The following is a 21,500-nucleotide window of genomic DNA, read 5'->3' as shown; positions in this document are numbered from 1 at the left end:
GCAAAATTTAAAAATAATGTTGAATTCGTAAATTTACACAACAATGTTAGTTTTAATAATGTTAATTTTAAAGGCATTGTAAATTTTGAAAATTTAAATATTAATACTTTAAATTTTAAAAATGTTATATTTAACAATATAGTTAGTTTTGATAATATTAGATTTGATAATAATTGTAAGCCAAATTTTGAAAACTGTACTTTTTCTGATCAATTTAATATAGAACATAAATATATAGAATATAAATTTGATGAGATTGAAAAAACACAAGAATATGATAAATTATTAAATTATAGAGATTTATTTAGAAAATTAAAAAGCAATCGTATAGCTCATCATAATCTAATTGACGCTTCAGAATTAAGAGCTCAAGAGCTTTATGCTAGAGAATTAGAATTAAAACATAAAGAAAACAAAAGTTTAAAAGAAAAAATAGAACGATGGCAACTTATCTTTTATCGCAAGCTTTGTGATCATCATACAGATTTGCTTTTAAATTTAAAATGGTTGGTTGTAGTGATAGGCTTGTTCGCTTTACTGTATTTTGTTTCACGAATGATTCAGGATATTAGCTTGTTAAAAGCTTTAAATCAATACGGAGTATGTTTAAGTATAGTTGGTGTTTTTAATTTGCTTTGTTTGTATTGGTTTGGATGTATAAAAAAAATTGATTTTTTTGTGTATCTTAATTTGATTGTAGTTTTATGGGTGATATGTTATATGTCGAAAATAATCTTTGGAATAGTAAATATTATAGGTGATAAGAGTTATAATGGCTTTGAAAATGCTTTGATTACGATTTATACCATACTTTTAGCTTTAGTCCTTTTCTCACTCCAAAAAACCGCACGAAAAAATTCCATAGTGCCAAGCTAAAAAAGATAGGAAGGATAAAATGATGAAAGAAACACCTAAGATCTTAGAAAAATGTTGTGAAGAAACACATCAAAATCATAAGAGTGAAGGTAAAAGTGAAGATGAAATTAAAAAGATTTTGTCTGAAGTTTTATCTATAAATGAACAAAATATATTTACTCCAAGTCATAAAGAAACAAATGGAATAATAAAAAAAATAAAAGAAAAAGAAGACTTTAGGCAAAGCGATGGGTTATTTTCTGATGATGAAAAATGGTATTTGGTTTGTGGCAAAGAAGATAGCAAAATAGATATATCTTTATATAATAATAAAGTAAAGAAGATTCCGTGTAATGTTATTTTTAATAATTACAATATTGATTTACATATAGATGAGTTAAAAGGCGTGAAAAAAGATAATACAGAGACAATTAAAAACCATCTATATTTTTACAATTGTGCTTTTGAAAAAGGATTAATCAAATTAACAAATATTATTTTTGAAAAAACATTAACCTTTAATCAGTGCGTGTTTTATAATAACTTAGACATACATCAAAACCAATTTTTAGATCATTTGGTTTTTATAAATTGCCATGATAATCAAGATAAAAAAATTACATCCTTAGATTTGCAAGAAAACGAATTTAAAGGATATTTTTTTATAAAAAACTGTGCTATAGAAAAAATAAATTTGTGGAAAAATAAATTTAAAAATAGATGTTATTTTATGGATTCTGTTTTTGGAAACAAAAACAATGAAAATATTAAATTAAATTTTTCAAATGCTCATTTTGAAGATAATGCTTATTTTAATAATTCTGAATTTTATAGTTATGCTGATTTTCACGAGTGTGAATTTGATGATATAGCTTGTTTTTATGGAGTAAAGTTTGATAAAACTCCGAATTTTTCTCAAGCGATTTTCAAAGGAAATTTAAATGTTGTAAATACAAATTTAAATTTTACTTTTGATAATTTAGAAGAAAAAATCAAACAAGAATATGAAGATTTTAATAAAAATATAGAAAATAAAAAACCTTTAGATAAATTTGCAAATGATTTTAGAGATTCTTTTAGGATTTTTAAAAGTGCTTTGATAAAAGATAATAATCTTTTAGACGCTTCAAATTTTCATAAATACGAGCTTTATTGTAAAGAGATAGAGCTAAAACAAAATTGGGATAAAAAAGGTGAGAATGTAAAAAATACGACAGATTTAGAAAAAAATGTTTCGAGAATTCGGGATTTTGTGGATTTTTTACTTTTAGGATTTTATAGAAAGCTTTGTGATCATCACACAGACTTTTTAAAGGTTTTTAATAATCTTATATTATTAATTGCTTTGTATGCTTTGTTTGTTTTTGGTTTTACTTGGCTTCACGATGATAAACTAGAAGATACAAGAGCGATTTTAACTTTATTTGGATTTTTTGATAAGCTTAAGTTTTGTTTTGATATCGGAGTTGGTATTTTGATAGTTTTAGGGTTTATTTTAGTATTGTATAAGATAGATAAAAATTTTATCAAGTCTTTTTTGAATATTTTAAAAATTTTTCAATCTTTATCTCATATAAGAAAATGGTTGCTAAAAATCTTTAAAAAAGAAATTTTTGTAAAACTTTCTTTAACATTAAAGATAATATTATTAGATTTAGGATTTTTGGTAGAAAGTTTAATTATTATATTCTTTATCTCTTGTGTTTTTTATGTGTTATTTTCATTATTTGGATTTTTTTTAAATTTAGGTAAAGACTTTGGATATTCACTACTTATAAATACTTTGTTTGTTGGTTTATATATTTATTTAGTTTATACCAAATCTTTGTTTTTTGGTAGATATGTGGTGCTTATCTTTTCATATATAGTATTTATTATAATGCTCATAAAACAACCTAATGTAATTCACCCTTTAATAGGAAAAATCGCAAACGAATCTGATAAATTTTTTAATTATCCAAGCTTAATAGTGCTAAACATATTATATACCATACTTTTAGCTTTAGTTCTTTTCTCACTCCAAAAAACCGCACGAAAAAATTCCATAGTGCCAAGCTAAGCCTTAAAGCTTAGCTTGAAATTTTATCATCAGTCTTTTAAATAGTATTCTATAGTAGAAACCACTCTTATGGTTTTGATGTAAGGGGTGTTTTTATCTCTGTTGCTGATGCTAAATTGTCCTTGAGAAGCCTTTTTTATCTTGCCTAGATGGCTGTTTGAGTCTTGTGCGAATTTTATCGCTGCATTTCTAGCATTGAGCGTTGCTTCTTCTATCATTTGTGGTTTTATCTCATTTAGCTTGGTGTAAAGGTATTCTATGTCATAATCATCGATTTTTGTTACTATGCCAAATTTTGCAAGACTTGAAATGTTTTCTAGTATGCTTTTTCCAAGCTTTACATTTTGAGTATAGATGAGTAAATTCGCAGTGCCTATGTATCGGTATGTAGCTTGAGTGTCGTTGCTATAAGGATCGCTTAAACGATCTATGATATTTGGCGAGTTGTAGCTGATCTCATCTTCTTTTATGCCTTGTTTTTCTAAAAATTTGATGATATTTTCTTTATCTTGTTCTAGTTCTTCGTATAAATTTGTAAGATTGTTGTTTGACCTTGTGAATTTTATAGGAAGTATCAAAGTATCTGCTTCGACTTCTTTTTGGCTTAAACCCTTTACACTTACACTTCTTTCAAGTGTTTTAAAATCACTTAAAGCCTTGTTAAATCCAAAAGCTAGAATCAAACTTGCCAAAACTATGGCTAAAGCCATAAAGATATTATTTGTTTTCATTTTTTCTCCTTTATTTTGATTAGAAAATATATCATATTTGCAACCAATACGCAAGCACACATTACAAAAGCAAGGATTATCGGCGTATTTGCGTTAATAGCCCCAACCACGAAGGAGATAAAGCCTGCAAAACCAAATTGTACCGTTCCAAGCACCGCAGAAGCAGTTCCGCTATGCTCTTTAAACCTTGCCATAGCTAAAGTCGTGGTATTGGGTGCGATGAAACCGAGCATAGCGATACTTGTAAAAATACTAAGTTCAAAAAGCAAGAAATTTGGGTGAAAAAAGGCATTTACAAGTAAAATCACAGTCGATATAAACATTATCATCAAAGCTTTTGCCAAAATTTTTTCGCTTTCGTATTTTAAAACCAATCTCGCATTGATATTTGCACAGATAACAAAACCTAAAGCATTTGCCCCAAAAAGTAAGGCAAATTTTTGCTCACTTAAGCCAAAAAACTGCGTAAAAACAAAGCTTGATCCTGTGATATAAGCAAACATCGCCGCCAAAGCAAAAGAAGCACATAGTATATAAACTAAAAAGCGTTTATCGCTTAAAACAAATTTGTAGCTTTTCATCGCTTCATGATGGGAAAATTTTTTGTTTTTAAGATGAGGTGCGGACTCTTTTAAACCAAAAAGTATCATCAAAAAAAGTAAAATTCCCAAAGCAAACAAAGTCGCAAAAATACTATGCCATGAAAAATACTCTAGCAAAATTCCCCCAAAAGTTGGTGAAAGCATAGGAGCAAGAGAACTAAAAACCATCATCAAAGCAAAAATCCCTGCAGCTTCTTTGATCTCAAACAAGTCATTGACAATAGCCCTTGCGATAACCACACCTGCACAACCCCCAAGTGCTTCAAAAAATCTCAAAGCGATAAAAGCATAAATATCATCGATAATCACACAAAACAAACTCGAAACGATGAAGAAAAATATCCCTACCAAAGCTGGAATTTTACGCCCAAAAATATCACTTAAAGGCCCATATATAAGCTGTCCTAAAGCAAAAGCGATAAAAAAACTTGCGATACTAAGTTGGGTTAAAAAAGAATTAGTTTGAAAACTTTGCTCCACATGAGAAAGTGCAGGCAAATACATATCTGTAGAAAGCGGTGCTATGCTTGACATCAAAGCAAGAATAACGATGAGTTTAAATTTAGCAAAGCCGTGAATTTTGGTGTGTTTTTGCATTTGTAATCCTAATTATTCTAAAAGAATGATTTTAACAAGTCAATCTTAGAATAATCTTTGTTTTTCTATGTTAAATTTAGGGAAAAATTCTAAGGAAATTTTTATGCTAAATTTAAACCAAAATGAACAAATCAAATGCCCAAGTTGTGGAAGTTTTATCGATATCAGCGCTGCTTTATATGCTCAAATTTTAGATAAAGCTAAGCAAGAAATGCTAAAACAAAAAAAAGAATTTGATGATGAGGTAAATGCTAAAAGAGCTGAATACACCAAAGCTTTAAATGATTTAAAAACTCAAAAGATAGAACAAGAAAAACTCATAAGCGAGCAAGTAAGCCAAAAGCTTCTTTTAGAAAAGCAAAAATTTGAACAAGAACTTCTTACACAAAAGCAAAATTTCCAAAAAGAATTCAGCGAGAAATTTAACAAAGAGCATGAAAATGAAATGAAAATCATGCAAGAAGAACTAGAGAAAAAAAGCAAAGAACTTAGCGAGTTTTTAAGCATAAAGGCTGAAAATGAAAAACTTAAAAGAGAACAAAAAGAAAATGAAGAAAGATTGAAATTTCAAGCCAAAGAAGAGGCCTTTAAAGAATTTAAAGAACAAGAAAGCAAAAATTTGGAATTTGAAAGAGAAAAAATGCGTCTTGAATTTCAAAAAAGCACTCAAGAGCAAGATCTTAAATACAAAGAACTAGAAACGAATTTTAAAAGCGTAGCTCAAAAGCTAGAAGACGCACAACGCAGGATAGAACAAGGCTCACAGCAACTCCAAGGCGAAGCAGCTGAACTACTCATAGAAGAATACATACAAAGCGAGTATTTAAGTGATGAAGTAAAAGAAGTGCCAAAGGGCGTAAATGGAGCTGATTGTCTGCATATAGTAAAGGATAATTTTGGAAATATTTGCGGTAGTATTTTGTGTGAGAGTAAACGCACTAAAGAATTTAATAAAGAATGGCTTGATAAACTTAAACTAGACAGTATAGCTGCAAAAAGCGATATAGCGGTTTTGATCACAAAAACTATGCCAAAAGATAAAGAAAAAGCGCATTTTAAAGAAGGAATTTTGATTTGTACTTTTAATGAATTCAAAGGTGTTTTAGCGGTGCTTAGAGAAAGCATTATAAACGCTTACAAACTCAAAAATGCTTTACAAAACAAAGATGAAAAAAATCACATTTTATACGAATACTTAAATTCTAAGGAATTTAACACGCAAATCACTTTTATACTCAAAACTTACCAAAATATGAAAGAAGAGTTAGAAGCTGAAAAAAGGGCTTTGCAAAATATATGGAAAAAAAGAGAAAGAGCTATAGAAAATCTAAGTTTTAATTCCACTGCCATAGTGAGTTCTTTAAATGCGATATTTAGCGACTTACAAGGTGGAAATTTGATAGGCGAAGAAGGGATTAAAAGTCTTGAAAATTTAGCAAAAGATGAGGATTAATTTTGGGCTTAGCCCAAAATTAATCATTCTCCTGGGAAGTGATTTGGATTTTTCCAAGGTCCGTATTTTACTTTTATGTATTCTTTAGGGTCTAAATTTTGTTGCGGTGAGGCAAAATACTCAGGTTTTAATGATGGGGATTTGCTATAAGCTGTATCAAGTCCTGCACGATTTTCTGTAGTGGTTATAGGCATTCTTACAAAACCTGTATTGACATAAGCTGCTATATCTAGTGCATCTTCATCGCTTAATATAGGATTATCTGCACTCGCACCAAAAGGCATGGCTGATTTTAAAAATCTTGCTAAAAATGGTATCATAGCCATGTGTCCACCATCAGGATAGATAAGTAAAGATGGATATAAATGTCCGCTACCTTGTTCGTAATTATCATTTTTTACCCCAAGTCCTCTTTCGCCATGGCAAGCAACGCAATTTTCTTCAAAGAGTTTTTTTCCACGCACAGGGTCAGCTGGGCGATTTGGAAAATTCATCTTAGCGAAAAAATCTCCTTCAAGCTTTACGCCGTCTTTGATACCATAAGCTTCTTTTAGCCATTTAAAATAAGCTAAAATTGCTTTCATTTCTTTAGAATCATTAGGAAATCTATGAGAGTCAGTTCCGCCCATTCCGCGAATTCTATCTTCAACAGAGATGATTTTCATCGTTTCTATATCAAGTCTTGGATAATTGTTTAGGACATTTAAAAATGGAATAACATATTTTTTTGTCCCTGGTAAACCATTGCCGTCATTGTCCATGTGACAGGAAATACAGTTTACTTCGTTGCTTGTCTTTTTTAGCTTGCTATAGGGTCCTAGAGTACTTTCTGTCTTGCTTAAAAGCTCTATGCCATAACGGATTAAATCCCCTTGCTTGCCTTTTGGAACATCATTGATGCTTAAATTTTTATTTGGCCATTCTTGCACAGGTCTTTTGGAAAGTTCCTTAAAATACTCTACTCCTTCCTTGTCGCTTAATTCTTCTCCTACTTTGTAATCACTCACGCTTTTAGCACTAAGACTCAAACTAAGACATAAACCAAGCAATAAAATGTGTTTTTTCATGATTTTCCTCCTTTTTATTTGCAGTTCAAATTGATTTTAGTGTATTTTTTCTTAAATATTAAGCATAATAAGAATAATTTAAATAAAATTAAATTTTAAAGTGTTACTAAAAGTAATATATTTTTAAAGTATATAATTAATATTTATTAAAATTTTATGATATTAACTTTATGTTAATTATTTAAATAGTTTGTTTTTTATAGAGTTTAGATTTTCTTCTAAATTTTTGAAATTGTTTTCTAAATCTTTTTTTATATCTATAAAGAAAGGATTGCTTAAAGTAGCGATAAGATAATGATTTTCTTTAGAAAAGATATGATTTAAAGTGAAATTTTTATCTTTAAGTTTGATATAAATTTGGTCTTCGTTTTCAAAGCTAGGATTTTTGTTTGCACTTAAAATTTCGAGTAAAATTCCGCAAAAAAAGCGTTTGTTTTCGTCCAAAAACTGAATATCATAAATTTTAAAATCCTTAAATTCAAAGCAGTTTTGACTTTTAAATTCTTTCAAATCCTTTGTAAGCCCTAGTTTTAAAAAGTCTTTTTGGCTTAAACTTTGCTTTTTAAATTTCGCCCCAAAACGACGCAAAAACAAATTTAAAGCATCAATTTGTAATTCTTTTTGTGCGAGTTTTAGTTTTTTGGCTGTAAAACGAAAGAAAAAAACACCTACAAAAACAGCTAAAATCACTGCGATTAAGGCATCTCTTATAAAAACAAAGGCTAAAAAACCTACAAGTAAGGCTTCGATAATGCTTAGGAATTTTAAGATTCCTAAGCGTTTAAGTATATAAAGTCTATTATTTTCTAAGCTTTTTAAATCCATTAAGATTTTGCTTTTTCCATTCTTTTTCTTTGAGTTGGATCAAGATAGCGTTTGCGAACACGCACATTTATAGGAGTAACTTCTACAAGTTCATCTTCTTCTATCCACTCTAAAGCTCTTTCAAGGCTTAATTTTCTAGGTGGTACAAGTTTGATTGCATCATCGCTTCCACTCGCTCTTACATTGGTAAGATTCTTTCCTTTGATAGGATTAACATCTAAATCATTTGGGCGAGAGTGCTCACCTATAATCATACCAGTATAAACTTTAGTTTGAGGCTCTATGAAAAGCACTCCACGCTCTTGAAGGTTAAACAAAGAATACCCCAAAGCCACGCCATTTTCCATAGAAATTAAAGCTCCATTGTTACGCTTTTCAACCGCGCCGCTAAAAGGACGGAATTCTAAAAAGCTATGATTCATCACGCCTTCGCCTTTAGTATCGGTTAAAAACTGGCTTCTAAAACCTATAAGTCCGCGTGCTGGAATTTCAAACTCAAGTCTTGTTTGTCCATCGCCTGTTGGTGCCATGGTTTTCATTTCAGCTTTTCTTTTGCCAAGTTTTTCTATTACCGCACCGCTAAATTCCTCAGGCACATCGATAACTAAATGTTCAAAAGGTTCTGTTTTAACCCCATCTTCAACCTTTACGATAACTTCAGGTCTTCCCATACAAAACTCAAAACCTTCACGACGCATATTTTCAGCTAAAATAGTGATTTGAAGTTCGCCCCTACCGCTTACTTTAAATTTGCCTTCGCCTGTGCTTTCGTATTTCATAGCGATATTAGTTTTTATTTCAGCTTCTAAACGTTCAGCAATTTTATTTGAAGTTACATGTTTTCCTTCAGTTCCTGCTAATGGGCCATCATTTACAGAAAATACTATGCTTAAAGTCGGCTCTTCAATGTGTAAAGGATCAAGTGGCATAGGATTGTTTGGATCTACAACGCTATCACCCACATCTAAAGCTTCAAAACCTGCTATAGCTACGATATCTCCACTTCCTGCTTCTTCAATATCCATTTTTTCTAAGCCCATAAAGCCAATGAGTTTTGAAATTCTACCATTTACTTTGGTGCCATCAGCTTTTGCAAGCATTACGCTTTGGTTTTTCTTCACAACCCCATTGAAAATTCTAGCAATGCCTATTTTACCTACGAAATTATCATATCCTAAAGTGAAAACTTGAAGTTGTAAAGGATTGTCATTTGTGCCACTTGGTGCTGGAACGCGTTCAAGTATGGTTTTAAAAAGTGGCTCCATATTATCACTTTCATCGTTTAGATCAAGCTTAGCATAACCATTTTTTGCTGCAGCATAAACTATGGCAAAGTCAAGTTGCTCATCGTTTGCATCTAGGGCTACAAAAAGATCAAAAATTTCATTGATCACTCTTTCAGGATCAGCAGCTGGTTTGTCGATTTTGTTGATTACAACTATAGGTTTAAGCCCTAAAGATAAAGCTTTTTTAACCACGAATTTAGTTTGTGGCATAACGCCTTCTTGAGCATCTACTAAAAGCAAAACTCCATCAATCATTTTTAAAACGCGTTCTACTTCTCCGCCAAAATCAGCATGCCCTGGAGTATCTATGATGTTGATTTTTGTACCTTTGTAATTAATCGCTGTATTTTTTGAAAGTATGGTAATGCCGCGTTCTTTTTCTATATCGTTGCTATCCATAACGCGTTCTGAAATTTGTTCTCTTTCGCTAAAGGTGCCTGATTGTTTTAACAATTCATCTACCATAGTGGTTTTACCATGGTCAACGTGAGCTATAACTGCTATATTTCTAATGTTTTCCAAATTTTCTTCTCCAAAGCTAAATTTTTAAAAGCTTAGATTATACAAAAATTTAACTTAAACTACAAAGTATCAAAACTTGGAACACTTCTTGCTTCAAAAACTTATGAAATTAAAATTTTAAAAAGGAAGTTAAAATGTCAAAACCATTAAATGAAGAGATTTTTGTTGAATTTAAAAGTGATTTAGCTGAGAGAAAAAATGAAGTTTTGCTTCAAGTTTTAGAACTTTTAGAAACTTTTAGATCAGATGAAAACGAAAAAATGGCAAGAATTTCAAGCGAGCTTACAGAAATTTTAGAAAATGAAGAAAATTTAGAGAAAATTTTAAATGCTAAAAATTTAGAAGAGCTTTTAAATATCTTAACTGCTTTAAATGAAGATAAGATGATTAAAGTATATGAAGATTCTTATTTGAAAGAAAAATTTCCTAATGTAATGGTAGATAAATTTTTAAAATAATTTTTTGAAGGAAAAGTGATGTCAAATTTAGCTCCGCAAAATGATGTTTTAAATCTTACGCCGAGTAAAACTTCTACTACTAGTAGTTCTTTTAGTAAAACAAGTAAAAATAAAGAACATGAAAGTAGCGATAGTAAAAATTCAACTCAAGATGATACAGAGAGTTTTTTAAATTCTTTGCTCAATTCTATCGATGAAACTAATGAATTTTTACCTGATCATATGAAGATCAGTCAAAAAGAAGTTGTTAATGAAGCGATGAACAGACTTCAAAAAGGAGCTTTTGATGAGAGTGATAAGATAAGCATTTTCGAATCTGCTTCTTTTATGCAAATTCTTTCTTTATTGGATAAGCTAAAAACAGATACAGCAGATGTTAAACTGGCAAATCTTTCTACTCAACTTTCAAGTCTTATTAAAACAGAGGCTAATTTTAATGCTTTAAAAGGTGCATCAAATCTTAGTGAGCTTTTGGACATAGCTAAAGATTTGGGTTTAAATGTAAAAAATATTAAAGTAGATCGTCTTCTTGATCTTAAAGCAACTTTTCCAAATTTAGATAAGGCTGATTTTTTTAAGGGTGCTGTGGATAATGTTTTTAAAGAAATCATCAATAATAAAATTTCCAATGTGAGTAAAAATTTAAATCACAATTTACAAAATACAACTCATACTACAAGCACTCATTCTACGCAAAAAGCAAATTCTAAAGATAGCGGTTCTTTGCTTTCTCAAACTTTAAAAAATTTAGACTCCATACTTTCATCCAAAGAAAGCAAACACGAAAAAAATGATAAAGTTAAATCAAAAATAGAAGAAGATGTCACAGATGCTAAAAATACTTTAAAAAATATCAAAAATGATGAGTTTGCAAAAAATTTAACAGAAGAGTTGAATATAAAAGATAAAAAAAACCAAGATAATTTAAATAAAGATAACACAAAAGATGCAAAAAATAATGAGCAAATAAAAAAAGATGAAAAAGAATTAAACAACCTAAATAAAGAAAGCAAAGACTTAAACAAAGACTTAAACAAAGATTTTAATAAAGAGTTAAATAAAAATCAAGAAAAAAACAATTTAAATCAAGAGAATATACAAGATCAGAATAAAAATTTAAAGAACAATAATCAAAATTTAAATCTTGATAAAAATTCAAATCAAGAAATTGTCAAAGATGCTCAGAATTTAGTTTCAAATTTAACACAAAAAGATTTTAGTTTAAATAAAGAGCCTAAAAACAACAACAAAGAAAATAAAGATATAAAACAGAATTTCTTTGATCAAAAATTAAATTTTGAAAATTTAAATAAAACTCAAGCAGTTCAAAACAAAGAGAATAATGCTAATTTTAGCAACAATACCAATAAAGAAACTTTTACTCAAGAGCAAACAAAAACGCACAGTGAAAATGTAGATAAAAATAATTTAGATGACTTAAATTCTTTAGTCAAAGATTTAAGTAAAGTAACACAAAACAATGCTCGCAATATCACGCCTAAAGAGACTTTGCAACATTTTTCACAAGATTTAAAAGAGGCTGTAGATCAATATAAAGCACCTATCACTAAACTTAGTATCACTCTAAATCCTAATAATCTTGGAGAAGTGGAAGTAACTTTGATGCAAAGAGGTAATAACCTTCATATCAATTTCAACTCCAATACCAATGCAATGAATTTGTTTATCCAAAATCAAGTCGAGTTTAAAAATTCTCTTGTAAATATGGGATTTACTGGACTTGAAATGAATTTTAGCGATCAAGGTAAAAGAGAGCAAAATCAAAATCAAGGAAAAAATCGTAGTGGATATGGTTTTAAAGATGCTTTAGATGGAAAAAATGAAAGTGAAAAAGTCAATCTAGAGCTTGTTTTAGCGAAGTATTTCTAAGTTGGAACACTTATTGCTTTTAATTAAAAAAGACTGAATGTAAAAAAAGGATTTTATCATGGCGACAACAAATTGGAATAGCAATCTTAACTGGACAAATACTGCTAATACTAACCAAACAAGCAACAAGGATACGAAAGTGGATAATTCATCTAGTAGCAATAGCTCTGGTGTGGTTAGTAATCCAAATGCTACTTTAGACAAAGATGCGTTTTTAAAACTTCTTTTGATAGAGCTTCAACATCAAGATCCAACAGATCCTATGGATAGTGATAAAATGCTTACACAAACCTCACAGCTTAGTGCACTTGAAATGCAACAAAATACCAATACAACTATGCAAAAAATGGTTGAAACTATGGAAAAACTTTCCAATTCTTTTAGCACGAGCATGAGTACTGCAGCAGTGGGAGCTATAGGAAAAATGGCTACGGTAAATGAAAACAAAGTCAAATTAACAGGCGCAGATGAGGTTATTGCACTAAAAATGTATTTGCCTGAAGATTCGGATGATAAAGGAATCACCTTAGAGGTTTATGATAAAAATAATAAGTTGGTATTTAGTGAAAAAAGTAATGAGGGAAAAGAAGTATCAAAAGGTTTATTTACATTAGAGTGGCCTGGTAGAAATAATGATGGTGTTTATGCTGGGGATGGAGAGTATAGTGTTAAAGTGGTTTATAATAATAAAAACGGGGAAAAAATAACTGCAAATTATGGAACTTATCCTATAGAGGGTATTAAATTTGTTGATGGGATTGCTTATGCAAAAATGGGTGGTCAATATGTAAGTTTTGATGATATTGGTGAAATTAGTGATTATAAACTTGGTTCATCTTCAACTTCCGTTGGAGATAGTTCAAGTGGAGACTCAAGTGATGGAGATTCTTCTAATTCTGGATCTACAGAAGATGGTGATAAAGAGGAAAAGGCATAAGCCATGATAAATTCATTTTATAATGGAATTTCTGGAGTTAAAACAAATAGTTTTGGTATTGATATTTATGCAAATAATATAGCTAATGTTAATACTACAGGTTTTAAGTATTCTGATGCTCAATTTAAAGATGTTTTTTATAGCACTATAACCACTCAATCAACTAATCCTGCTCAAGGTGGATATGGCTCAGGATCAGCTTCTTCTAATGTGGTTTTTGAGCAAGGTTCTCTTGTGGCAAGCGATAGCGAATTTGATGTGGCTTTACAAGGAAAAGGATTTTTTGGGGTTTTGGGAGCGGATGGTAATGCTTACTATACTAGAAATGGATCGTTTAAAAGAGATGCAAATGGATATTTGGTAGATTCTTATGGAAATTTTGTTTTAGGAACAATGAACCCTGCTTTTACCGGTATCAACTATAGCGATAGGGTTGCGGGGCTTATGGGGGATTATCTTAACACAGGAACTCCGGTAAATAATGGTTTTACCGTAAATTCAAATAATTCTTTCGGTATAGGCACAACTGCTTCTCAAGGGGCTATTAAAGTACCTGTGAATATGTATTTACCTCCTCAAGTAACTCAAAATGTAAAATGGAGTGGAAGTTTAAATACTAACACAACAACAGAAGTGGTCAAAGTAGATCTTGATCCTGGTAAATTTAACATTACAAAAACCGAAGATGGAAAATATGTAGTTAGCGGTAGTGTTAGCAAAGAAGATGTGTTTAGTGCTAAAGTGGGTGATAGGATCATTTTAAATTTCACTGACGATAATGGCGTAAAAAAAAGCTTTGAAGCAACTTTAGATGAAAATCTTAATTTTAAAAGCAATGAGCTTGATTTAAAAGGATTGGATGAAAATAGCATCAAGCTTGATACAGCTCAAATTTCAACAGAACAACAAAAAGCCAATAAAGATATTTTAGAATCCCCTATTTATAATGCAGATGGAAGTAAAAGTACTTTAAGGGTTACGCTTGAAAGAGTTTTGCCGCAAGAAGGCGATAATATACAATATAAAGCCATTGCTCAAATTTATGATTCTAATGGCAATGCCGTAGGCAATCCAACTGAAGGAAATATGGTTTTTGATAAAAATGGTGCTTTGCTTCAAAACAATATTACAAGCATTGCAAACCCAAATGGCGGAACAATTAATATTGATTTAGGCTCTCCTTATGATGCTAATAAACCTGGTTCGGGTTATAGTGGGATTTATATTAAAGAAGGCGTTGAAAAAAATGTAGTTACACAGCAAGATGGTGTAGCCGAAGGATTTTTTAAACAATATGATATATCTGATGATGGAAGTATTGTAGCACAATTTAGCAATGGTAAAAATGCTATAGTTGGAAAGCTTGCTTTATATAATTTTATCAATGAGCAAGGATTGGCTGCTATGGGCGATAATATCTTTGCTGCAACAGCTAATAGTGGTGATGCAAGTTTTATTATGAAAAATGGACAGATTGTTAATACAGCTAAATTTAAAGGTGGTTTTTTAGAGCAATCTAATGTTGATTTAAGCGTAGAGCTTTCAAATCTTATAGTAACTCAAAAAGCCTTTGATGCAAGCTCAAAAAGCATTACCACAAGCGATCAAATGATACAAAAGGCTATTAATATGAAAAGATAATTTTTAGGAATTATCTTTTTCTAGTTTTTCAAAAATAATTTTAATTTCTTCTATGTCGCTTTCGCTATAATCATGACTTGATTTAATATAGCTTGCTTGTTGCCCTTTTTCAAGATATAAAACCTTTTCATAGTCTTTTAAATTTATATGATGTTTTAGTTCAAGCTCGGTGTTTGTTTTAGGATAAAATTTTAAAAAATTATCCTCTCCAATATTTTCGGCTTTTATGTATATTTTTACATTATAAACCATTTCATCTAAAAAATTTAGCTTTGCGTCAATATGATATTTTAATTTTATAAGTTTTTTATACAAGACACTAAGATGATTATATTTTTTTATGATATCACGATAAAGATTTGAAAATTTCATATCTATAGCATTAAGTTTTTCAGTTTTTTGAAGTTTGATAATCTTGATTTGATTTTTGATTAGATAATCATAGTAATTTTGCATTTGACTTATGATATTATCAAGTTTACTCTTTGTTTTAAGGCTTAAATTTGTAAGATTTTCAGTTTCTGAGTTTGATTTATTATTAATAAAATCTAGTGGAGAAATTACAATATTATTTTTAAATTTTATATTATTTGTTATGATTAGATTTTTTTTGGGATATAAGATATTATCTGCTAATAAATTGCAAATATAAATATTTTCTGCTTCTATTTTTCCACCCATGCAGTTTTCAACAAATACATTTTTGGCTATAACTATCCCGTTTTCTAAATTTTTTATATATACAGTATCAGCTTGCAAAGTTCCTTTGTGTGTTGTAATAAAAATATCTTGTGCAAAAATTTCGCTTTTTGCATGAGTTAGGCCTTTGATGCTGATATTTCTTCCATAAAGTTTTGTCGCTCCAATGCTTCCATTTACTTTTATGTCTGAAGCTTGAACATTTACAATACCTGATTTAACAGCATCATCATTTATATCAAAATTAGTGATTTCTAAGTTTATATTTTCATCAGTATTTGTTTTGATTGAACCGGTTGTTTTAAGTCCTACTTGTGATAATTTTAAATTATTTGTAACGCTATATCCTGATCGGTCTTTATTTAAAAATCCATAATTTGCACTAAAATATTTAATTCTATCTTCTAGTTCTTCTGTATAAATGCTTTCATCTTTTATGATAAAAGGATTATCAAAAAAAGCTATTGGATTTAAATGAAGGATTTCTCCTCTTAAATTTCGTCCTTCTTTTCCAAGAATTCTATAAATGTATTCAAAAAGTAGCTCATTTTTTTCAATAGGTTTACAGTAGTTTCCTTCATCATAGTTAATATTTTCGTCAAAACATTCTTCGTTAACATCTCTATGATAAATAATTTCATCACTTTTATGTTCAATCTTATCTACACCTTTGGCAATTTCAAGCTCTATTTCTTTAATAGATGGACTTTTTTGTATTGATAAGATAAAATCATCAATCTTGTCAAATAAATTTTTTATCAAGTCTTAAGATTAAAAATTTTTGTTTGATCATTACTTTATAAATATTTTGTAAAATGTCAAATTTTAAATTTGGATAGTATTTAAAATTATCCAAAAAATTAATATTGGCCTTAAGATAAGTTAAACTAGGATTAGATTTAAGCTTAACCACGAAACAGTTTTTTTGTGTTTTTGGATAAATTTCTATAAGAAATTTTTGCACCATGGTATTGTAATTTTTTACAAAAAAATCATCCGCATAAAATAAGTCAAAATCCTTTCTTTCATAAGTTTTTGTTTTTGCTGGTTTTATATTAGAACACAGAAGTTTAAAATCTATAATTCTAAAATCAAGAATTTGATCTGTGCTGGCTTGTTCATATTTTAAACTTTCAAAAGGATTGAAAGTTTCTAAAGTTTTTATTTCATAGCTCATCATTACACTCCTATGTTTTCGAGGATATGATTTAACATTTCATAATTTTGATTTAAATCAATATGATCTAAATGCACTAAAATTTGTCCACATTTTTCACATTTTAAAGTATTTTCTTTGCTAACAAGTTCTTCGTGTATGGTTTGTGGAACTGCATGAGTACGCAAATAACAGTTGCAAATATAATCATAGGTTTTTTCAGTCTTTAAATCTTGCCTAATCGATTTTAATTTTATGTATTGCTCTAGATTATAATGAATCTCTTGAAGATGTAGAGCTTTTTTTGTGAAGTTAGCTATCCATAAATCTTCAATAGCAAAATGATCTAAAATCCAATCTTTGGTCAATGTTGAAAGTTCAAATGACATTTTAACAATATCATTTGAGTGTTCTAAAAGTTCTTTAGTCTTTTTTAATAATATTTGATGAGATTTTCTATGTTCTTCAATTAAAGGAAAATCAATGCTTTCCATAAATTTTTCTTCATCTTTGAAATGAATTTTTACATATTGGAATAACTTTGTAAGAATTTGTTTTAAATCATTTTTGTGTTGCACATCATTATCTTGAATTTTTAAAGCTAAATCGTTTGCAATTTCAGCAATTTCAAAAATTAGTTCGTGTTGTTTATCTAATTGTATGTTTTTAATGCTAAAATCTTTACTCCATTTGATTTCCATGATTTTTCCTTAAAAATTTATATAATATATCTATATAATCGTATTTCCTTGAAAAAAACAATAATTTTGCAAATTAAATTTAAAAATTTATACAAAATATAACCAATTTGTTACATATTTATACATTTTTATATTTAGTTTTTATAGCTCAACACTTTTTAAGTATATTATGATATAATTTCTTTGCCTTTTCTTAGACCTGTGCAATGCTATTTTTAAGCACCGCTTCAGGGTGGGAACACAGCAGAGCACTTGATTTTAGTGTGTGCCGCAGTTATCTGGGGAAGGGTTTTCTTCATTTAAAATTCCCTATTTATTTTTCAATTAGACTAGCTTCTTTAATAACGTAAAAAATTATGTATGTTTGTAACAATAAATTAAAAATTTATTTAAAAATTGTAATTTTAAGATTTATTAAAATATTAGTTAATTAAAATTTAAGCATTGTAAATTACATTACCAATATCAAAGGATAAATAATGAACAGAAGTAAAATTCCCTTGTTGGTGCTGTGTATTTTAATTGCAGCTGTGTTTTGGCTTATGCCTACTCCTGTAGGTTTGGAAGATAATTCTTGGCATTTTCTTGGGCTTTTTATTGCTGTGATTATGGCAGTGATTTTGCAAGTAATGCCTTTGGGGGCTGTTTGTATGATAGCTATTGCCATAATAGCTCTTAGTGGCATTACCACTACCCAAAGTTCTGTGCGTGCTACACATATAAAAACTCTTGAGGGAATTGTTTTAAGAGATAATTCTAATATCTATAAAACAACTATGGATGAGGCAGTTGAAGCCACTATTTTGCAGGCTTTAATCAATGCTAATATAAGTAGAAATTTAAAAGCAAAAGTTAATGAAATTTTAAAATCAAGCACAGATATAAATTACCAGATTGAAAATCTAAGTAAAATTTACACCAAGGCTACTTCAAAAACTTCTACGCAACAACTTATTGATGAGACTAAAATTTCAGCTTTAAATACTTTAGCACTTGATTTTTTATCTCAAAAGAGTATAGATGAAAAGGTAAATACTGCTATATCAAATTTAAAATCTAAAACAGGTATAAAAGATGCTTTAAGTGGTTTTTCAAATTCTCTTATTTGGCTTATAGTGATTTCTATTATTGTGGCTCGTGGAGTTATTAAAACAGGACTTGGAGAGCGTTTGGCTTATCATTTTATCAGTATTTTTGGTAAAAAAACCTTAGGTATTGCTTATTCTATAGCTTTTTGTGAAACCATTTTAGCTCCAGTTACTCCTTCAAATACTGCAAGAGCAGGGGCTATCATAAATCCTATAGTTCAAGCTATTGCAAGAAGTTTTAAATCCACTCCTGAAGATGGAACGCAAAATAAAATAGGCACTTATCTTTCTTTGGTAAATTATCAAGCTAATCCTATTTCATCAGCTATGTTTATTACAGCTACAGCTCCAAATCCTTTGGTGGTTGATCTTATAGCACAAGCTACAAATTTAGAAGTGCATTTAACTTGGGGGCAATGGGCTTTAGGAATGTTTTTACCTGGTATAGCTGCTATGCTTTTGATGCCTTTGGTGCTTTATTTTCTCTCTCCACCAGAAATTAAATCCACGCCTAATGCTTCCACTTTTGCTAAAGATAAATTGAAAGAACTTGGAAAAATGAAAAATAGTGAAAAAATCATGCTCAGTGTTTTTGTCTTGCTTTTGCTTTTATGGGCTGGGACTTTTGGTTTGCTTTTTGGAATTTCTCTTGATGCGACTAGCGTGGCTTTGCTTGGGTTGTCTTTGGTGTTGATTAGTGGAGTTTTAACTTTTGGGGAAGTTTTGGCTGAAAAAGCTGCTTGGAATACTTTAGTATGGTTTTCAGCTCTTGTAATGATGGCAACTTTGCTTGGCAAACTTGGTGTTACTCAGTTTTTAGCTGAAGCTTTAGGTGAATTTGCTTCTGCTATGGGACTTGGGGAAATTTCTATTATGATATTTTTAAGCCTTGCTTTTTTATATACGCACTATTTCTTTGCTTCTACTACAGCTCATATATCAGCAATGTTTTTTGTTTTTTATAGCGCAGGGCTTGCCTTAGGAACACCACCACTTCTTTATGCTTTTATTATGATAGCTTCAGGTAATGTTATGATGGCATTAACTCACTATGCAACAGGAACAGCTCCTGTTATTTTTGGAACAGGCTATGTAACTCTTAAAAAATGGTGGAGTATAGGTTTTGTGATTTCCATAGTTGATATAGTAGTGATGATAGCTGTTGGACTTATTTGGTGGAAAATTTTAGGATTTTATTAATAATTTCTAGGAATTAATTCCTAGAAATTATTCTATAAAACCGCTTGCTATGACTTTATCATAATCATAAAAGACTGCCATTTGTCCGCTAGCAAGTCCATAAACAGGATTTTTTAGAGTGATTTTTGCACTTTTATCTTCATAAATTTCTACCTTGCAAGGTGTAGATTTTGAACGATAGCGGATTTTTACTTCGCAATCAAGCTCTTTAGCATCTATAAAAAGATTGATATTTTTTAGCTTAAATTCACTGATTTTAAGTTCTTCTTTGGTTCCTACGATGATTTGATTTTGCTTAGGATTGATTTTTAAAACAAAATGTGGTTCATGTGCCCCACGCACTTCAAAGCCTCTTCTTTTGCCTATAGTATAGTGCATATAGCCCTCATGTTTGCCTACTACTTTTCCGCTGCTATCTAATACTTCTCCAGGAATTTTTGTATCCATAAACTGATCTAAAACTTGCACATAAGTATCTTCAACAAAGCAAATTTCAGAACTTTCCTTTTGAGTGGCAAAAGATTTTAAAACCTCTATAGTGGAAGCAAATTTTTTCACATCTTCTTTTTTCATTTCGCCTAGCGGAAAAATAAGATATTTTAAAGCTTCTTTATCTGCACTGGCTAAAAAATAGCTTTGATCCTTGCTTTCATCTACTGCGGTTTTTATTAAGTTGTTTTCAAGTCTTGCATAATGCCCCGTGGCAAGTTTTTCACAACCTAAACTTTTAGCAAATTCTAAAAGTTTTCCAAGTTTGATAAAACGGTTACATAAAGCGCAAGGATTTGGTGTTTTACCCTCTTTATAAGTATCTACAAAAGGCATATAAACTTTGTTTTTAAAATCTTCTTGTAAGTCTAAAATATGATAAGGAATTTGTAAAAAATTTGCAACTTTTTCTACTTTTTTGATATTTTCTTCGTGGTAATTTGGTTTGCCATGAAGCTTCATATAACAACCTATAACTTCATGACCTAAATTTTTAAGTTTATAAGCAGTGACTGTACTATCAACTCCACCGCTCATAGCGACTAGAATTTTCATTAAATTTCCTTTAAAGTATTAATTATAAAATTCAAGTCGTCAGTGATTTTATACTTTAACTCATCTCCTTTAGAAATCACTTCAAGTTTGAGCAAAGAATTTCTGACGAACTCATCAAAACCTCGCCAAAATTCACCCCCAAACAAAATAATAGGAACATCTTTTTTAAATTCTAGTTGTTTTAATGTAAGAATTTCACACAATTCATCAAGTGTTCCAAAGCCGCCTGGGAAGATCACAAAAGCTAGACTCTTTTCAATAAGAGCCATTTTGCGTATGGCTAAGCTCTCAAAAGTAATATTATATTCTACAAAATCATTAAGTTTTTGCTCGTGAGGTAAAAATATATTAAACCCTACAGAACTCATTGAATTTGTATTATTTTTTTGTGAAAAAGCACCTTCGTTGGCTGCACGCATAATACCTCCTCCTCCACCGCTTATCACACAAAAACCATTTTGAACACATTTTTGTGCCAAAATTTTAGCCTGCTGATAATAAAAATTATCTTCTTTAAGTCTTGCTGAACCAAAAAAAGTTACGGCATTTTTTAGGTTTGGTATGTTAGCAAATTTTTCTAAATCTTGGCTTATTTTTTCATTCATTTTTCAACCTTTAGTTAAAATAAATTCCATTCTAGCTAAAAATTTATAATAAGTTCTTTATTATATAAGTTTTAATAGGTTTAT

At 29.9% G+C, this 21,500-nt stretch carries 15 protein-coding genes, 1 other RNA gene and 2 pseudogenes; 9 read left to right on the top strand and 9 right to left on the bottom strand.

Translation table 11 applies throughout. The features are described from left to right. Positions 1 to 795: 795 nt before the first annotated feature. Both AJ888_RS09640 and AJ888_RS06280 read left to right on the top strand, forming a co-directional pair. A pseudogene (locus AJ888_RS09640) lies at positions 796 to 876 on the top strand (hypothetical protein); the annotation flags it as partial. Positions 877 to 898: 22 nt separating this feature from the next. Further along, positions 899 to 2,914 (top strand): hypothetical protein, encoded by a 2,016-nt coding sequence (locus AJ888_RS06280; RefSeq protein WP_002860883.1) that lies wholly within the window; start codon positions 899 to 901, stop codon positions 2,912 to 2,914. Positions 2,915 to 2,943: 29 nt separating this feature from the next. Here AJ888_RS06280 and AJ888_RS06275 read toward each other — a convergent pair whose 3' ends face one another. Further along, entirely contained in the window at positions 2,944 to 3,645 is a 702-nt protein-coding gene (locus tag AJ888_RS06275; protein ID WP_002860884.1) for an SIMPL domain-containing protein, read from the bottom strand. Beyond that, entirely contained in the window at positions 3,642 to 4,844 is a 1,203-nt protein-coding gene (locus tag AJ888_RS06270) for a multidrug effflux MFS transporter (protein WP_002860885.1), read from the bottom strand. Before AJ888_RS06270 ends, AJ888_RS06275 begins: the two co-directional genes overlap by 4 nt. Before the next feature lie 103 nt (positions 4,845 to 4,947). On the opposite strand from AJ888_RS06270, the gene AJ888_RS06265 reads away from it, so the two are divergent. Then, positions 4,948 to 6,297, top strand: a complete 1,350-nt coding sequence (locus tag AJ888_RS06265) for a DUF2130 domain-containing protein (protein ID WP_002860886.1) — start codon at positions 4,948 to 4,950, stop codon at positions 6,295 to 6,297. A 23-nt stretch (positions 6,298 to 6,320) separates the two neighbouring features. Here AJ888_RS06265 and AJ888_RS06260 read toward each other — a convergent pair whose 3' ends face one another. The 3 genes from AJ888_RS06260 to typA all read right to left on the bottom strand — a co-directional run bounded on the left by AJ888_RS06260 (position 6,321) and on the right by typA (position 9,997). Beyond that, on the bottom strand, positions 6,321 to 7,364 hold the full coding sequence (locus tag AJ888_RS06260) for a c-type cytochrome (protein ID WP_002860887.1): 1,044 nt from the start codon (positions 7,362 to 7,364) through the stop codon (positions 6,321 to 6,323). A 177-nt stretch (positions 7,365 to 7,541) separates the two neighbouring features. Then, on the bottom strand, positions 7,542 to 8,189 hold the full coding sequence (locus tag AJ888_RS06255) for a hypothetical protein (RefSeq protein ID WP_002860888.1): 648 nt from the start codon (positions 8,187 to 8,189) through the stop codon (positions 7,542 to 7,544). Next, on the bottom strand, positions 8,189 to 9,997 hold the full coding sequence (gene typA / locus AJ888_RS06250; RefSeq protein ID WP_070296199.1) for a translational GTPase TypA: 1,809 nt from the start codon (positions 9,995 to 9,997) through the stop codon (positions 8,189 to 8,191). The genes AJ888_RS06255 and typA overlap by 1 nt, the downstream gene beginning before the upstream one ends. A gap of 134 nt (positions 9,998 to 10,131) precedes the next feature. Here typA and AJ888_RS06245 point away from each other — a divergent pair, with 134 nt between their 5' ends. The 4 genes from AJ888_RS06245 to AJ888_RS06230 are packed head-to-tail and all read left to right on the top strand — an operon-like array spanning position 10,132 to position 14,923. Further along, entirely contained in the window at positions 10,132 to 10,455 is a 324-nt protein-coding gene (locus AJ888_RS06245; protein WP_002782892.1) for a hypothetical protein, read from the top strand. Positions 10,456 to 10,470: 15 nt separating this feature from the next. Beyond that, on the top strand, positions 10,471 to 12,345 hold the full coding sequence (locus AJ888_RS06240) for a flagellar hook-length control protein FliK (protein ID WP_079861021.1): 1,875 nt from the start codon (positions 10,471 to 10,473) through the stop codon (positions 12,343 to 12,345). Between the two features lie 58 nt (positions 12,346 to 12,403). Continuing rightward, positions 12,404 to 13,282 carry a flagellar basal body rod modification protein gene (locus tag AJ888_RS06235; RefSeq protein ID WP_096637118.1) on the top strand — a complete coding sequence of 293 codons (879 nt, stop codon included), beginning with the start codon at positions 12,404 to 12,406 and terminating at the stop codon, positions 13,280 to 13,282. A gap of 3 nt (positions 13,283 to 13,285) precedes the next feature. Continuing rightward, on the top strand, positions 13,286 to 14,923 hold the full coding sequence (locus AJ888_RS06230) for a flagellar hook-basal body complex protein (protein WP_053872546.1): 1,638 nt from the start codon (positions 13,286 to 13,288) through the stop codon (positions 14,921 to 14,923). Between the two features lie 3 nt (positions 14,924 to 14,926). Here AJ888_RS06230 and AJ888_RS06225 read toward each other — a convergent pair. Beyond that, positions 14,927 to 16,799: pseudogene (locus AJ888_RS06225) on the bottom strand (flagellar assembly protein A). A gap of 2 nt (positions 16,800 to 16,801) precedes the next feature. After that, positions 16,802 to 17,479: a hemerythrin family protein gene (locus AJ888_RS06220; RefSeq protein ID WP_002860894.1), complete on the bottom strand. Its 678-nt coding sequence runs from the start codon at positions 17,477 to 17,479 to the stop codon at positions 16,802 to 16,804. Between the two features lie 190 nt (positions 17,480 to 17,669). On the opposite strand from AJ888_RS06220, the gene ffs reads away from it, so the two are divergent. Together ffs and AJ888_RS06210 are read left to right on the top strand one after the other, a co-directional pair. Continuing rightward, positions 17,670 to 17,767: signal recognition particle sRNA small type (ffs, locus tag AJ888_RS06215), an RNA gene on the top strand. A 191-nt stretch (positions 17,768 to 17,958) separates the two neighbouring features. Next, positions 17,959 to 19,767 carry a DASS family sodium-coupled anion symporter gene (locus tag AJ888_RS06210; RefSeq protein WP_002860895.1) on the top strand — a complete coding sequence of 603 codons (1,809 nt, stop codon included), beginning with the start codon at positions 17,959 to 17,961 and terminating at the stop codon, positions 19,765 to 19,767. A gap of 27 nt (positions 19,768 to 19,794) precedes the next feature. Here AJ888_RS06210 and mnmA read toward each other — a convergent pair whose 3' ends face one another. Continuing rightward, on the bottom strand, positions 19,795 to 20,811 hold the full coding sequence (gene mnmA, locus AJ888_RS06205) for a tRNA 2-thiouridine(34) synthase MnmA (protein ID WP_002860896.1): 1,017 nt from the start codon (positions 20,809 to 20,811) through the stop codon (positions 19,795 to 19,797). Next, entirely contained in the window at positions 20,811 to 21,416 is a 606-nt protein-coding gene (locus AJ888_RS06200) for a TIGR00730 family Rossman fold protein (protein ID WP_002860897.1), read from the bottom strand. The genes mnmA and AJ888_RS06200 overlap by 1 nt, the downstream gene beginning before the upstream one ends. Positions 21,417 to 21,500: the final 84 nt, after the last annotated feature.

Source organism: Campylobacter sp. BCW_6467, from assembly GCF_001762855.1.
GTDB classification, from domain to species: Bacteria; Campylobacterota; Campylobacteria; order Campylobacterales; family Campylobacteraceae; genus Campylobacter_D; species Campylobacter_D jejuni.
The sequence above is the reverse complement of the archived record's forward strand: the minus strand, read 5'-3'. Positions and strand labels throughout refer to the sequence as shown.